The 16260-nt window shown below is 39.4% G+C and carries 14 protein-coding genes; 4 read left to right on the plus strand and 10 right to left on the minus strand.

Features of this window, described 5'->3' with window-relative positions; translation table 11 throughout:
• The first annotated feature begins 31 nt into the window (after nt 1-31).
• Entirely contained in the window at nt 32-682 is a 651-nt protein-coding gene (locus VGE44_RS05755) for a 4'-phosphopantetheinyl transferase family protein (RefSeq protein ID WP_331076837.1), read from the plus strand.
• The gene (lipB, locus tag VGE44_RS05760; protein WP_331076865.1) at nt 675-1379 is read left to right on the plus strand and encodes a lipoyl(octanoyl) transferase LipB; all 705 of its coding nucleotides are present in this window, start codon (nt 675-677) and stop codon (nt 1377-1379) included. Before VGE44_RS05755 ends, lipB begins: the two co-directional genes overlap by 8 nt.
• Before the next feature lie 168 nt (nt 1380-1547).
• On the opposite strand, the gene groL is transcribed toward lipB, so the two are convergent.
• From groL to miaB, 7 genes are all read right to left on the minus strand, one after another.
• The gene (gene groL, locus VGE44_RS05765) at nt 1548-3188 is read right to left on the minus strand and encodes a chaperonin GroEL (protein ID WP_331076840.1); all 1641 of its coding nucleotides are present in this window, start codon (nt 3186-3188) and stop codon (nt 1548-1550) included.
• A gap of 114 nt (nt 3189-3302) precedes the next feature.
• The gene (locus VGE44_RS05770) at nt 3303-3596 is read right to left on the minus strand and encodes a co-chaperone GroES (RefSeq protein ID WP_305365297.1); all 294 of its coding nucleotides are present in this window, start codon (nt 3594-3596) and stop codon (nt 3303-3305) included.
• Between the two features lie 215 nt (nt 3597-3811).
• Nucleotides 3812-4147: a preprotein translocase subunit SecG gene (gene secG / locus VGE44_RS05775; protein WP_331076844.1), complete on the minus strand. Its 336-nt coding sequence runs from the start codon at nt 4145-4147 to the stop codon at nt 3812-3814.
• 5 nt (nt 4148-4152) lie between these two features.
• Nucleotides 4153-5610, minus strand: a complete 1458-nt coding sequence (locus tag VGE44_RS05780) for a hypothetical protein (protein WP_331076846.1) — start codon at nt 5608-5610, stop codon at nt 4153-4155.
• 32 nt (nt 5611-5642) lie between these two features.
• Entirely contained in the window at nt 5643-6161 is a 519-nt protein-coding gene (locus tag VGE44_RS05785; protein WP_331076848.1) for an LptE family protein, read from the minus strand.
• Nucleotides 6162-6175: 14 nt separating this feature from the next.
• Nucleotides 6176-7411 (minus strand): sigma 54-interacting transcriptional regulator, encoded by a 1236-nt coding sequence (locus VGE44_RS05790; protein ID WP_331076850.1) that lies wholly within the window; start codon nt 7409-7411, stop codon nt 6176-6178.
• A 144-nt stretch (nt 7412-7555) separates the two neighbouring features.
• Entirely contained in the window at nt 7556-9037 is a 1482-nt protein-coding gene (miaB, locus tag VGE44_RS05795) for a tRNA (N6-isopentenyl adenosine(37)-C2)-methylthiotransferase MiaB (RefSeq protein ID WP_331076852.1), read from the minus strand.
• A 220-nt stretch (nt 9038-9257) separates the two neighbouring features.
• Here miaB and VGE44_RS05800 point away from each other — a divergent pair, with 220 nt between their 5' ends.
• The gene (locus VGE44_RS05800; protein ID WP_331076854.1) at nt 9258-11015 is read left to right on the plus strand and encodes a hypothetical protein; all 1758 of its coding nucleotides are present in this window, start codon (nt 9258-9260) and stop codon (nt 11013-11015) included.
• Nucleotides 11016-11147: 132 nt separating this feature from the next.
• On the opposite strand, the gene VGE44_RS05805 is transcribed toward VGE44_RS05800, so the two are convergent.
• The 3 genes from VGE44_RS05805 to VGE44_RS05815 form a co-directional block, all read right to left on the minus strand.
• Nucleotides 11148-12218, minus strand: coding sequence for a branched-chain amino acid aminotransferase (locus tag VGE44_RS05805; protein ID WP_331076856.1), 1071 nt, complete (start codon nt 12216-12218; stop codon nt 11148-11150).
• A 100-nt stretch (nt 12219-12318) separates the two neighbouring features.
• Entirely contained in the window at nt 12319-13611 is a 1293-nt protein-coding gene (locus tag VGE44_RS05810; protein WP_331076858.1) for an HAD-IB family phosphatase, read from the minus strand.
• 18 nt (nt 13612-13629) lie between these two features.
• Nucleotides 13630-14601 (minus strand): NAD-dependent epimerase/dehydratase family protein, encoded by a 972-nt coding sequence (locus VGE44_RS05815; RefSeq protein ID WP_331076860.1) that lies wholly within the window; start codon nt 14599-14601, stop codon nt 13630-13632.
• Nucleotides 14602-14761: 160 nt separating this feature from the next.
• Between VGE44_RS05815 and VGE44_RS05820 the strand changes: the two genes are divergently transcribed.
• Nucleotides 14762-15943, plus strand: a complete 1182-nt coding sequence (locus VGE44_RS05820; RefSeq protein WP_331076863.1) for a formimidoylglutamase — start codon at nt 14762-14764, stop codon at nt 15941-15943.
• Nucleotides 15944-16260: the final 317 nt, after the last annotated feature.

The raw sequence follows: 16260 nt of genomic DNA on the forward strand, positions 1-16260 counted from the left end.
AGATAGTTTTGCAGGTATTTTAATTTTAAGAATGGCTCTTGCTTACCACCGGGAAATTGACCGCAATACATCTTTTGCAATCTGGAAGATCGAAGAAAGTGCAGATGAATTACTGGCTCAGTTACAGTTAAAGGAACATGAATTATCTTATCTGGATACGCTGATTAATGGCAAACGCAATATGCATTGGCTCAGCACGCGTGTTCTGCTTCGGAGAATGATGGATACGGATAATTATATTGACTGTAAGGTGGATTCAAGTGGTAAACCCTATTTAAGTAATTTCCCCCACCATATTTCATTAAGTCATTCTTATGATTACGCTGCCGTGATGGTTAGTAAGAATAAGGCTGTGGGCATAGATATAGAACTTGTTAAAGATAAGATTGAACGAATTGCCCACAAGTTCCTGAGTAAAGAGGAGCTTGATTTTATTCAGGATAAAAATCGGATTGATCAGTTATACGTAACCTGGTGTGCAAAGGAGGCTATTTATAAACTTCATGGTAAAAAGAATATTAGTTTTCTGGAGCATATAAAGCTTGAGCCCTTTGAATATAATGGTAGTGGCTCTTTTGATGCTATGCTTAATACGGGTACCCGGCACAGGAAGTTTAAAGTGCATTACGAGAAGTTTGATGGGTATATGATCGGATTTGTTGCAGATGATAATGATGAATAAGAAGGTTATATTTCAGGACTGGGACTTGCTTGATTACCAGCAGGCATGGGACAGGCAGGAGCAGGTTTTTGCAGAAACGGTTCTGGCAAAAACACAGAATAGAAATAACAATACAGATTACCCGGTTAATAACCATCTGATTTTCGTTGAACATCCTCATGTTTATACACTCGGAAAAAGTGGAAAGCCCGAGAATTTACTCCTTGATGAAGCCGGATTAGTGAATAAACAGGCAAGTTTTTATAAAATTAATCGGGGCGGTGATATTACCTATCACGGTCCGGGACAGATTGTGGCTTATCCAATACTTGACCTTGATAATTTCTTTACTGATATCCATCTGTATCTGCGTACTCTTGAGGAGGCTGTGATACTTACACTGGCTGATTATGGAATACAAAGCGGCAGGTATGAAGGTTATACCGGAGTCTGGCTGGATGCTGATAATGAACGCGCGAGAAAGATCTGTGCAATGGGAGTTAGGTGCAGCCGCTGGGTAACCATGCATGGACTCGCATTCAATGTCAATACAGATCTGTCTTATTTTAAAAACATAGTGCCCTGTGGAATAGATGACAAGGATGTTACTTCAATGGAAAGGGAGCTTGGTTTTAAGCCGGATATTGAAGAAGTGAAGCAGAAATTGAAGAGGTATATTGGGGGGCTTTTTGAGATGGAAATCTTTGATAATTTATAATTAAGATCCGATAACTATCGGGTTGTAAATTCAGACTGGATAATACATTTTCCTATACTAGTAAATTCCTGATAACAGATTACAACTGTCTGTCAGTCTGCCCAAATCAATAAAAACAAAAAAGCTCCGAATAAAATCCGGAGCTTTTTTGTGCGATTGAGAATAATATTACATCATTCCACCCATACCGCCACCACCCATTGGAGGCATATGAGCACCACCTTTTTCTTCTTCAGGATCATCAGCCAATACAACCTCAGTTGTTAACAGCATGGCTGCAATTGAAGCTGCATTTTCCAATGCAATACGACCAACCTTAGTTGGATCGATAACACCTGCACCGATCAGATTTTCGTAAACATCAGTACGGGCATTGTATCCGAAATCAGCTTTGCCTTCTTTCACTTTCTGAACAACGATAGAACCTTCAATTCCTGCGTTTTGGCAGATTTGACGTAATGGCTCTTCGATAGCGCGTCTGATAATTGCAATACCTGTGTTCTCATCTTCATTAGCTCCCTTAAGATCTTTTAAAGCTTCAACAGCACGGATGAAAGCAACACCACCACCTGCAACAATCCCTTCTTCAACAGCAGCACGGGTTGCATGTAATGCATCGTCAACTCTGTCTTTTTTCTCTTTCATCTCAACTTCAGTAGCAGCACCAACATAAAGTACGGCAACACCACCTGAAAGTTTCGCTAAACGTTCCTGTAATTTTTCTTTATCATAATCAGAGGTAGTTGTTTCAACCTGAGCTTTGATCTGGCTGACACGAGCCTTAATATCAGCAGTTTTACCTGCTCCATTTATTACGATCGTATTATCTTTATCAACAACTACTTTTTCTGCCTGACCTAAATAAGTAAGGTCAGCATTCTCTAATTTATAACCTCTTTCTTCAGAGATAACTGTACCACCAGTAAGGATTGCGATATCTTCAAGCATTGCTTTACGACGGTCACCAAATCCAGGAGCTTTAACAGCAGCCACTTTCAGTGAACCACGGATTTTGTTAACTACCAGGGTAGCTAATGCTTCACCGTCAAGATCTTCAGCAATGATCAATAATGGTTTTCCGGTTTGAACTTGTTTCTCAAGAACTGGAAGTAATTCTTTCATTGAAGAAATCTTCTTGTCGTAGATCAGGATATAAGGATTATCCAGTTCAACTTCCATTTTATCAGCATTGGTTACGAAGTATGGAGATAAATATCCACGGTCGAACTGCATACCTTCAACTGTTTTCATTTCAGTTTCAGTACCTTTTGCTTCTTCAACAGTAATTACACCATCTTTTCCAACTTTCGCCATTGCATCAGCGATCAGAGTACCAATCACTTCATCATTGTTTGCTGAGATTGAAGCAACCTGCTTAATTTTTTTATTGTCTTCACCAACAGATTGTGATTGTTTTTTCAAATTAGCAACAACAGCTGATACCGCTTTGTCAATACCACGTTTTAGATCCATTGGATTTGCACCCGCAGCCACGTTCTTTATTCCGGCAGTTACGATTGCCTGAGCTAAAACTGTAGCAGTAGTAGTTCCATCTCCAGCCTGATCAGCTGTTTTAGAGGCAACTTCTTTTACCATTTGTGCACCCATGTTTTCAAGGGCGTCTTTTAATTCAATTTCTTTGGCAACTGTAACACCATCTTTAGTAATTGCAGGTGAACCAAATTTCTTATCAATAATTACGTTACGGCCTTTTGGTCCAAGAGTTACTTTTACTGCATTGGCAAGGATATCCACGCCTCTTTTCAGAGCATCGCGCGCTTCAACATTGTATTTAACTTGTTTTGACATTGTTTAAAGATTTTAGATGTTGGAGTTAATTCAAACTAATGTTTTTATCAAACTCTGGTTTTCAATTAAATTTAGATTCGAGGAATGAGGTCTAACTTCGGACCTCCGACTACGTTATAATGTTGCAAAAATATCAGATTCACGCATGATAAGATATTCTTTACCTTCATGAGAGATCTCTGTTCCTGCATACTTACCGTATAATACAACATCTCCTACTTTATAAGCCATAGGGATTAAATTGCCGGTTTGTTCTGCATATTTGCCCGGTCCAACAGCTACAACAGTACCTTTTTGAGGTTTTTCTTTTGCAGTATCAGGAATGTAAAGTCCGGAAGCCGTTTTTTCTTCAGCCGGTGCAGCTTCTATAACTACCCGGTCTGCGCTAGGTTTGATATTTAATGCCATATTGATATAATAAATTAAATTGATTGAATGTTTGTACTGTTTTGTTGACATGAATTATGCCAAATAGCCTGAAGATACATTTCTTGTCAAATTTTCATTATTTGATAATCCAGGCCTCTTTTTTGTCAATATATCGGTGTCAAGCTGTCAGTAAAATGTCAGCCTGATGCAAAAAAAAAGCCACCGTTCAGGTGGCTTTTTTCTATAATACTTTTTTATTTTTTAGTGCTGTCTGTTGGTAAAGAAAGACCTGATGGTGCGGCAACAGGAGCAGCAGGCTTATTGATCTGGTTTTGAATATCATTCATTTCCTGGTCAACTACTCCACCACGTGGAACCACTACATTTACCATTAGTGCCAAAACCATTAATGAAACTGCAAGAATCCAGGTACCTTTTTCCAGAAAATCGCCTGTGCGCTGAACGCCCATAATATTATTTGAGCCCGCAAATCCGGAGGATAAACCACCTCCTTTAGGGTTTTGGATCAAAATGATCAGAACCAATAAAACACAAACAATGATCGCCAGGATAATAACTGTATATAACATATCTATTAATTTACTTTCTTTTCTAATTCACGAATTTGGTCGGCAAAGTACGTGCTTTTTTCCGGAACTTTCAAACTTAATTTTTTGTAAGTAGCGATGGCTTTTTCATATAACATCTGGTCTGCATATATATGTGCCAGTGTTTCTGAAACCAGATCGTTCGGATCTTCTGCACTTTTCCTTGCCTTATTCTCGGTATCTAATTTTTGAGAATCGGGCGGTTTGATCTGTGGCTCCTCCCTGATAAATTTCTCCAGAATAGAATCTTCCTTACGTTTAACCTGGAAAGGAACAGTTCTGGGTGCGTTTTCAGCCTGTTCCAAAGGTGATTGTAAGTGGAATATATTCTCAATGATCTGACTGCTCAACTGATCTACAGAACTTATTTTGATGTTCTGATTGGTATCTAATCTGAAATCAGCGTAAGGCTGATATGTTCCTGCATGCTCCATTCGGGTCTTTTGCAACCACCATAAAAAGGAATAGGGCATTTTATCGTCATTATATCTGGATACTTCCTGATCCGTTTCTACCTCTGCCTTTTCAGCGCTGCCAGTTTCCTCAGCTAAGGGTTCTGCAGCATGTGCTTCAGCGTGAACAGTTTGGATATCTTCAGCAGGCTTTATTTCTGATTCCTTTTCAAAATGGAAAACCGGCTCTTCCCTGATTTCTTCTTTTACAGGATCTTCAGATGGAGCAGCACTTTCATTAATTGTATTGAAGATGTCACCCAATAAAGAAGATTCTCTATCCAGATTTTTATTCAGGTCAGCACCCGGCTGCTTAGACTCAGCTATTGGTTCTTGCTCTTCTTTTATAGGATCTTCTGCATTTTCAGCAGGAATTTCTTCATCAATTGTCTGTTTTTCAGTCTCAGCATCCGCCCGGACTTCATTTTCCGGAGATGTTTCTATTTTTGCTGTCCAAACATCTTCCTCAATCGGCTGTTTTTCTTTTTCCGGTTCTGCTGCTATTTCATTACCTGGCGAAGTTTCTACCTTAGCAGACCATGAATCTTCTTCAATTATCTCATTATTCAGTTCTTCTGAAATGTTTTCTGATACAGGTTCCAGTTCGTCTGAACTTGCTTCTTCTTCATTAAAGTCTCCGGTATTTTCAATTCTATGAATCCCTTCGTCCTCCGATTCCTGTTCTCCAAATAGAACAGATTCAATATATTTTAATTTTTCGTGCTCTTTTAATTTTTCCGGTTCATTCAGGATTGTATAAAGAACTTTTCTTTCGGGAATTGATAAAGCCGTATAACTCAATTGTTTCTTCAGGTTTTCGGAGCCTGAGAGTGATAAGGAACGGCTATAACAGAGATTTAATATCTGGCAATAGGGAAACTTTTCCAGGGCTTCCTTTAAAATCTTTGCATCTCCGGCATCTATCACAGAAGGATCTGCAATACAATTTGCAAACAATTTGATGAATGATTCCTGCTGATTAATCTGTTTCAATTGTGCTGAGTTTTTTGAAAGCTAAATATTTATTACCAATTGGCAAAAGCCTTGTTAAAAATATCCTCGGTAAGCTGACGGATGATCAGGGCTAATAATTTTTGTTCCTGAGTTTGTATCGGTCCCTGATTCAGACTAAATTCCTGAAATGCCTGGAACGATTGTTCAAAATTTAATTCAGGCTTCAGAACATTAGTGTATTTTACCATAACAGTTACTGTTACCCTGTTCAGGCCCGCTCGGTCATTCCCCTGGATAGCAACAGGCCGGATAGAATAGTCAGTAATCCTCCCTTCAAAATTAGCATCGGCCTCGGTTCTCACAATGCTTAGTCTGGATTGATTTCTTATTCTGTCTTTTAATCCTTCGGTAAACTGCTGACTCAGATAAGGTACTACCAATGCTGAAGTGTTCTCAAAGAATTGAACAGAAATGGTCTTCATTTCCGGAGGAATTGAGGCTCCTGATAAGGAATAGGTGCCACAGGACTGTGTAAGCAGTACAAGTGCGAGAATGAGGGAGTATCTGAATTTTGAAAGTATCTTTTGCATTTTCCGTTACTGGCTTAAAGTTCTAATTCCTTTATTTTACGATACAGAGTTCGTTCCGATATCCCAAGTTCATGGGCAGCTAATTTTCGTTTACCCTTATGCTTTTTGAGTGCTTTCTTGATCAGGTCTGATTCTTTGTCAATCAATGATAGTGATTCTTCTATCTCTTCTGCATCGTCCATCATATCATACGATTTATCATTATCAGGCTGATGGATTACCAGTTGATGCGGATCGGGGGCCAGGTTATTGCTTCCAGGAATTTCGATATCCCTGTAAAGCTGATTTATTACCTTCTGGTTCGACTGAATGCTTGAGGTATTGCCTCCGTTTTGTATAATCTCAGCAACCAGCTTTTTCAATTCCATCATATCCTTCTTCATATCGAAAAGCACTTTATAAAGAATATCCCGCTCAGAAAAGTCATCCTTATTCTGGTTTGGAATACGCATAGGAAGAGTGCTTCCTGCCTCGGTTGGGATATAGTTCTGCAGGTGCTCTGCTGATAAATTTCTGTCTTTTTCAAGAACAGCAATTTGTTCGGCTATATTTTTAAGCTGACGAACATTTCCCGGCCAGCTGTAATTCATTAGAACCTGCTGTGCACTCTGGTCAAGCTGTACAGAGGGGCTTCTGTATTTATCTGTGAAATCGGCAATAAACTTCCTGAACAGTAAATTTATATCTTCCTTGCGCTCTCTTAATGCAGGAATCTTCAATGGTACGGTATTCAATCTGTAATAAAGATCTTCACGGAACTTTCCGGCACTCACTGCATCGAAAACATCCTTATTTGTAGCAGCGATCACACGAACATTTGTTTTCTGGACTTTGGAAGAACCAACACGAATGTATTCACCCGTTTCTAAAACCCTTAACAAACGGGCCTGTGTTCCGATTGGTAGTTCAGCAACTTCATCCAAAAATATGGTTCCGCCGTCAACTACCTCAAAATATCCTTTGCGGGCATCGTGAGCCCCGGTAAATGATCCTTTTTCGTGGCCAAATAATTCGGAGTCGATCGTTCCTTCGGGTATCGCACCACAGTTTACAGCTATAAAAGGACCGTGTTTGCGGGCACTCAATGCATGAATAATATGTGAAAAAACCTCTTTACCGCTACCGCTTTCACCGGTAATCAGCACAGAAATATCGGTTGGTGCTACCTGCCTCGCAATATCAATTGCCCGGTTAAGCAGAGGTGAATTACCAATGATGCCAAATCTGTTTTTTATGTCCTGAACATCCATTATTTTAATTTGATGATTTCATGATTTGAAAATTTGATGATGCCATATCCTTTCCAAATCAATCTTTATTTTTTTGTTTAAAACGGCTGATTTTTAATTAGTGGTACTGATATTTTCAAATTGTCAAATCATCACATCTCCAAATCAACCCTTAATTTTCCCTATTAAAGTGGCCGGGGTGCAGCGTTCTATTTTGACATCAACATAGTCGCCAGCTTTATACGCTTTATTTACCGGAAAAACCACAGTGATATTATGTTCGCTTTTGCCCGAAAAATCATTGTCTGATTTCTTTGAGAATCCGTCAATAAGCACTTTATGTGTTTTGCCAATATGCTGCTCCAGACGTTTCAATGAGCATTCCTGCTGCTTTTTCAGAATCTCATTGAATCTGCGGGTTTTTACCGTTTCCGGGATATCGTCTTCGAAACGCTTGGCAGCAAGTGTGCCGGGACGTTCCGAATAGGTATACATATAAGCAAAATCAAATTGAGCATAGTCCATAAGGCTCAGCGTATCCTGATGTTCCTCTTCAGTTTCTGTGCAAAAACCGATGATGATATCGGTTGAGACAGCACAATCCGGAATAAGTTTTTTGATCGTATCAATCCGCTCAATGTACCATTCACGTGTATAGGTACGGTTCATCAGTTCCAGCACCCGGGAGTTTCCGGATTGTACCGGCAGGTGAATATGATTACAGATATTTTCATACTTCTTCATTGTATGCAATACCTCATCGGTTATATCTTTCGGGTGGGATGTGGAGAAACGTACTCTCAGCAGCGGATTGATCTGAGCAACAAGTTCTAATAGTCCGGCAAAGTTCAGGGTCTCAGCCCCAAAGGAAATATCCGGCTCCCTCTCATCTGGAGAGGGCTGGGTTGAGGCTATTCCACTCCATTTATAAGAATCTACATTCTGACCAAGCAAGGTTACTTCACGATACCCCTTTTCAAATAATTCCCTGGCTTCCTGAACAATTGAATGAGGGTCTCTGCTTCTTTCCCTGCCCCTGGTGAAGGGGACCACACAGAATGAGCACATGTTATCGCATCCGCGCATAATGGATACAAAGGCGGAGATGCCATTGCTATTCAATCGTACAGGACTGATATCAGCATAAGTTTCTTCCCGGCTTAGAAGTACATTGACTGCCTTCATCCCCTCATCTGATTTGGCGATCAGGTTTGGCAGATCGCGGTAAGAATCAGGACCGATCACAATGTCAACAAGCTTCTCCTCTTCCAGAAATTTCGATTTTAAACGCTCAGCCATACAGCCAAGAACGCCAATTGTCATTCCCGGTCGTTTGTTTTTAGCAGCCCCAAATTCACGCAGGCGGTTTCTAACTCTTTGCTCAGCATTATCACGAATTGAGCAGGTATTTATAAAAATAACATCAGCTTCTTTATATTGACTTGTTGTTTCAAAGCCCATGTCCTGCATGATCGATGCAACAATCTCACTGTCAGAGAAATTCATGGCACAACCGTAACTCTCAATGTACAGTTTTCGTCCTGTATATTGGCCTGTATTTTCTAATATTAAGGCTTCACCCTGACGTGATTCATCGTGTAATGTGGTTTCTGATGAATCTTTTAAGTTTATTGGGCGCTCAAACATTCTTTATTAAATTAGCTGCAAAAGTATGATTTTTTCTGTAAAATGACAATTTGGCAGAGATTCTTTTTGCTCTGCAGACAATATTTTTAAATTGTACTGACATATCAGATAATCTTTAGAAACGTTAACGATTTAGGTTAACTTAGTATTTAACCGAAGACATTCAATGGTTCAGAATAGTAACAAAGTCTTATTTAGAAAGTGGATCTTTTCAATTTTAATGATACTGGTTCTTCTGGTAAGCGGAGCCGCAGTATATCTTAACTACTATTGGAAGCCTATTTTGACTCAAAGAATCAAAGAAGCGATTGAAAGGTCAACAGATGGTTTATACCGCATAGAGTTTGAAAATATCCGGGTGAATTTTATCACCGGAAGACTGAACGTTTCGAATATCCGCTTCATACCGGACACCCTGGTGTATGAAAAGATGAAAGTTGACAGCATTGCACCAAGGCATTTGTATGAAGTTGAAATAGCTGAACTAATCTTAAAGAGGATACAGCCCTGGAAAATATATACTGTTGGCAAACTGGAAATGAGATCTATAGAGATTGACCGGCCTTCTTTGAAGGTTGTATTTTCTAAAATAAGAAATACAAAAACATCCCCTAAACAAGACCTGAGAACTGCTTACCAGCACCTTGCACCCTATCTGAACTCCGTAAAAATCGGGAGTATAATTTTAAAAAATGCTGATTTTAAGTATATCGATCGTAGTGCAGATGGGGGGAATAGAGTAACTGAACTTAAGGATCTGTACATTAGGATCAGCGATCTGCTGATAGATTCGGCATCACAATTTGATCGATCCCGCTTATATTATACCAAAGATATTTATGCTGAACTGCTTGGTTACAAATCCCTTACAGAGGATGGAAACTATAATATTCAGTTTAGTGAATTCAAGGCCTCAACTGCAGGGGGGTATGCCCATATAAAGGGCTTTCGCCTTCTGCCAAGATATTCAGAGATGGAATTTTCAAGAAAATTTAAATTCCAGAAGGACCGATATTCTGCACACTTTGAAGACATTGAGTTAAGCAATATTGATTACGAGTTATTGAACCGCGACAGAAGGCTGATTGCATCCTCATTAACATTAAACAAGGGTAATTTATCAGTTTTTTTGAATCGGGGAATGCCCGATTCGATCAGGGATAAGGGTGTTAATTTTCCTCAGCTGGCATTAAAACGATTCAAGCTTGATACAACCATAGATACAGTACTGCTAAAGGATTCCCATGTCAATTATTCAGAATACAATCCTGATTCAAGGCGCAAAGGAACACTTTCATTTGGAGGTATTAACGGAAGTATATTCAATCTGACCAATGATTCGCTAAACCTGATTAAAAATAAATTCAGTGAGGTGAAGCTAACCTCTTTATTAATGAATCGTGGTCGTTTGGATATAGCGATGAAATTCAATTTGCCAGACCCCGGAGGAGCATTCGAGTTTTCCGGAAAATTGGGGAAACTTGATGCAGAAATGTTCAATTCGGCAATCAGACCATTATCACTGATTGAAGTTAAATCAGGTTATATAAATCAAATGATTTTTAACGGTAGAGGGAGTATTAGTGGGGTAAGAGGAAGTTTGACCTGTTACTATAATGGTTTAAAAATCATTCTTTTAGAAAAAAGTGAAAATTCCAGCCGATTAAAGCGAAAGGGTATCGCTTCTATTTTTGCCAACATTCTAATTATAAAGGACGATAATCCGATGAAAGGTCAGCCTGTGAGGAGGGGAATATTTTATTATGCCCGTCCTGAACGTTCATCATTCTTCAATATGATCTGGAAGGGATTTGCCGAAGCACTGTTGTACACCATTGGCTTTGATACTGCAACTCAGGCTGAGATTAAAGCAAGACTGCGAAAAATGGAAATTGAACGCAACAACAGGGAGGAAAGGCGCGATGACCGACTGCGAAAAAGGGATGAACGTAGAAGCAACCGGAAGGACGATATGTGATCATCACACCTGTTTGGATTTACAAACCTTATATATCAAATTGAAATTTATAGTTTGGAATTACCTTTTTTAGGATTGCAATTCCTTAAAAGCTTCAAAACAAAAAAAGCTGCTAATCAGCAGCTTTTTATATTATTTTCCTACAGCAAAATTCCACCCATGTTCATCAGCAGAGCGGCCATATCTTAATTCATTCAATGTATCAAGAACGCGGTTAGAGAATATCCGTTTTGCCGGGTCAGGAAGGGTGTAAAGTTCGCCTTCATGTCCGATTTCAGCTATGTGAGCAATTGTTGCGGCTGTTCCAACTCCAAATGCATCAGTGATGCGACCTTCTTTAATTCCTTTGATAATTTCAGCAACTGAGATTCTGCGTTCTTCAATTGGAATGTTCCAGCCTTTTGCAAGAGTTAAAACGGTATCACGGGTTACACCTTTTAGTATGGTATCTCTGGTAGATGGGGTAATTAACTTCCCATCCATCATGAACATGATATTTGCAGCTCCCAGTTCTTCAACATAGGCATGCTCTTTTGAATCTGTCCAGATCAACTGATCAAAACCTTCCTGAGTGGCTTTCATTGCTGGAAGCATTGAGCCACCATAATTTCCTGCAGCTTTTGCAAAACCGAACCCTCCATCACATGCTCTTGAATAATAGGTTTCAACTTTTACCTTAAGGTTTTTGGAAAAATAGGGGCCAACCGGTCCGGTTAAAACAATGTATTTGTATGTAGCTGAAGGTGTTACACCTAAAAAAGGATCGGTAGCAAACATAAATGGTCTGATGTAGAGGCTATGGTTTGCCCTAGAAGGCACCCATTCTCTGTCAAGATCAACTAATGTTTCAAGGCTTTTTAAAAATATATCAACCGGAAGTTCAGGCATACACAAACGCTGTGCAGAAAGATTAAAACGCTCTGCATTTTTATCAGGACGGAAGATGCTGACTTTCCCATCGGCATGTTTGTAAGCCTTTATACCTTCGAAAAATGCCTGTCCGTAATGCAGGGCAGAAATTGCAGGACTAAACCCAATCTCTCCGTAAGGCACAATTCTGAAGTCTTTCCATGCTCCATCGCTGTAATCTGCAATGAACATATGATCGGAAAAGGTCTTTCCAAAGGGTAAATTATTGAAATCAATATCAGCCAAACGTGAATGGGCTGTTTTTGTGATGGAAATATTTAATTTATCAGACACAGTATTAAAATTTAATCAGGCTGGCAATTTAATGATTTTTGTTGAAAAACCGTACTGCAAGCTGCTTTTAGCTCTCCGCTTTCAACTTTTTGCTTTCAGCTTAATAAAGTATTCTGAACTTAATAGTATGATCAATCTGCTTAAGAGCTTTCAGTACTTTTTTATCATACTCATCACTCACATCCGTAATTACATAACCTATGCTTGGATTAGTCATCAGGTACTGCCCCACAATATTAATATGATGATCGGCAAAAACCTTATTGATCTGAGCCATGATACCCGGCATGTTTTTGTGGATGTGAATCAATCGATGAGCTCCTGCAATCCGCGGGAGCTGAAGATTTGGAAAGTTCGCACTCACATAAGTATGACCATGGTTGATAAAATTGATCATCCTTTTGGCAATGAATTCGGGATTTTTAGGACTATGCTTCGGGTCGTCAAATATGACAATGCCCATATCAGTACATAAACCATGGGATAGCTTAGGTTCACTGTTTCCAAGATATCCGATCGTTTTTAGTTTTACCGCGCGTTCGAGCTTTTCCCTTTCAAGCAGTTCACCATTAGCCAGCAGCATCATACCAACATCAGGTACATACTTTTCTTCAAAGGTTTTTTTATGGCGAATAGAAAACCCATCTTTTTTTAAGGTTTGAATAGCCAGATCAGGCACATCTCCAATCACCAGGCAAAGAATCCTGTTTTTAGGATAGGAAATGGCTCTTGGCAGATTATTGACATAAAGAAACTCATCAAAACTTGGGGTAACATGATCGGCTTTTTCGGCAACAGTTTTACGTTCGATATTCTCGGTAAAAGCATAGAATTTTTTGATCATCCCAAATTCCTTCAGCTGAAAATCGGAATGGCCGTCGCCAATACCATAAATATCACCCTTGAGATCAAGCTCTTTAAGTAATTTAACTTTTCCTCCTTCATTGGAAAGTGGATTATTTTCATCATATCCAATAATCTTCCCGTTTGGATCAAAGACAAAGGTATTGGCATAAATATTTTCCTTACGGATGTGATATGGAAGTACAACCGGAGTAATAAATTCCTTAAATCCACCCGAAACAATGAGAACAGAATCGGCATGTTTTTTGAAAAATGTTTTGTTCCGGGAGAAGGATGAAGAAACTTTCTTTTTGAGCAGGCTGACCAGCTGCTTTAAATGATTTCGGTCGGCCTCCAGTAGCTGAACACGACCTGTAAGACTTTCCCGGAACGACATTTTACCTTCCATCGCTGCATTTGTCAGATCTTCAATTTTCTGATAGATCTTTTCCCTGTCGGGATGGTTCATTAATGAGATACGGGCCAGTTCATCCAATGCCTCTACCTGGGTAAAGGTACTGTCGAAATCTATGATATAAAACTGCTTCAATGCTTTATGAATTAGGGATTAACTATTTTTAAGGTGCAGGCAAATTTCGCTGATGGATTCATCAACGGATTTAAAATTAAAATTTAAGGCCTTTTTGATTTTTTCATTCGAATAGGTTTGCTTTTTGAATGCACTACGAACGGTTTCTGCGCTCAGACCGAATCGTTTACCTGTTAATAAGGTAATTACCCGGCTTCCCAGCCATGCGATATACATCATCCATGGTTTTAATGCTATAGCCGGTGGGTTTTTACCAAATTTCAGAGCAATGCTCGAAAAAAACTCTTTATAAGTCAGGTTTTCTGAATTGAGAATGAAACGTTCATCAGAAATATTGCTTTCCATTAAAAGGATCATAGATTTGGCGACATCCGCAACATCCACATAGCCGCAACTTCCTCCGGGGAAATAATTCAAACCGGTTCTTATTGATTCAAATAATTGTCCGCTTCCTTCTTTACCCGCATTTTTGCCGATAATGATTGATGGATTTACGATGACCGCATTTAAACCTTCTGCCGCTGCTCTGAAAACCTCCATTTCACTCTTGTATTTTGAGATTGAATAGGAACTCTGACCTGATCCAAATTCCCAGTGATTTTTCTCGGTAATCAGCTTACCTTTTTTGCTCTCACCCAGCGCCGCAATTGAACTCACATGTAAAAAGCGCTGGATGTTCTTTTCCATACAGATGTTGAGCAGATTTGAAGTGCCTTCCACATTCACTTTTAGCATTTCTTTTTTGTCTTTGGGATGGAAGGAAATCAGCGCAGCACAATGATAAACATGGCTTATTCCATCCATGGCCTCACTCAGTGCGAAATAATCAAGAATATCAGCATTGAACCACTCAATATCTTTTTGATCCGCTAAAATTTGGGGTATCCGGGATGTATCCCGCTTTATTGCTCTGATCTTTTCTCCTCTGAGCAGCAATTGCCTGATTAATTCTGAACCTAAAAAACCGGTAGCGCCGGTAACTAAAATCATCCGGATGAATTTTTTTAAATGCTTTCAAAAGTAACTGAATAAACTGATATTTGCTTTGAGTCTGTTCTCAATTATCTGATTCTTCTTCAATTTTGTAAAAAGCAAAATTAATCGGGGCTGTACAATTATAGAACTCAATTAAATTACAGGAACAATTATTATGTCATTATCCGATTTTCTTAGTCCGATTGATTTAGATTCCATTAGCCCGGAAAATGGTTTTTATACAAGTCATTTAGGATCTAAGATCGCAGCATTCCATGATGATTTTCCGGATCTTGACAGTGGTCTTTTTGATATTGCCCTGATAGGAGTATTGGAAGACAGGAATTCAATCAATAATATTGGGACAGCTTTGGCTCCCGACACTTTCAGACAAAAGTTTTATGAGCTGAATGAGGGCAATTATAACACCCGTATCGTTGATCTTGGGAATATCCGTGCCGGACATAAGGTTTCGGATACCTATGTTGCACTCAAGCTTCTGGTGACTGAACTGATCAAAAAGAACATTTTACCGGTTATAATTGGCGGCGGTCAGGATCTGACATATCCTCAGTTCATGGCCTATGAGGAATTGGAACAGAAAGTTGATTTGTTGGTTGTCGATTCACATTTTGACCTGGATGACAATATTGACGGAACGATCGAGACTACTTCAATTTCCTATCTGAACAAGATCTTTTTACACGAACCCAATTTCCTTTTTAATTTCAGCAATATCGGATACCAGACCTTCTATGTCAATCAGGAAAGCCTGAAACTAATGGATAAACTCTATTTTGATGTACATCGCCTGGGGGATTTTGCTGGTAATATAAATCTTGCAGAACCGGTTATCCGCAATGCGAATATGTTAAGTTTTGATATTTCTGCGATTCGTTCTTCGGATGCCGCCGGCAATGCCAATGCTACACCCAATGGATTTTATGGCGAGAATGCCTGCCAGATTGCAAGGTATGCCGGTATGAATGATAAGCTTTCTTCAATAGGATTCTATGAGTTTAATCCGGCCTATGATCTGAATGGACAGACTGCTATGCTGCTGGCCCAAATGGTTTGGTATTTTGTAGATGGCTTTTATAACAGGAAGAAGGAATTTCCTTTATTGCCTAAATCGCAATACATCACCTACAGAGCCGGACTCAAAGACGGTTCTCATGAACTGGTCTTTGTCAAAAGTAAAAAATCAGATCGCTGGTGGATGCAGGTGCCCTATCCTGCAGGGAAGTCGAAGAATGAAAGGCATCACCTTGTTCCCTGCCGCTATGAAGATTATCAGACTGCCAATTCAGGGGAGATGCCCGATTTATGGTGGAGGACGTATCAAAAGCTTATTTGAGTTGTAAGTATTAAGTACTATTACGTTGTTCTGGTGATAGAAATTGCTCATGATGAAACCTTCCTCACTAAGTTTTGGAGTAAAGAACAAGGATCAAAGAATAAAGAAATAACGATAAATTTGAAATGATTCGGTCTAACCAACCAGCTAAAACCACTAACAACCAGCATGCTACTACTCGGTATCGACCTCGGCACTTCATCAATCAAAGTATCTGTTATTGATTCTCAGACTAAGGAATGCCTCTGTACGGTTCAATATCCGGAAACTGAAACAGCGATTATTGCTGAACATCCCGGATGGGCAGAGCAATCGCC

Origin of the sequence: Daejeonella sp., from assembly GCF_036405355.1 — a bacterium.
Classification (GTDB): Bacteria; Bacteroidota; Bacteroidia; order Sphingobacteriales; family Sphingobacteriaceae; genus Daejeonella.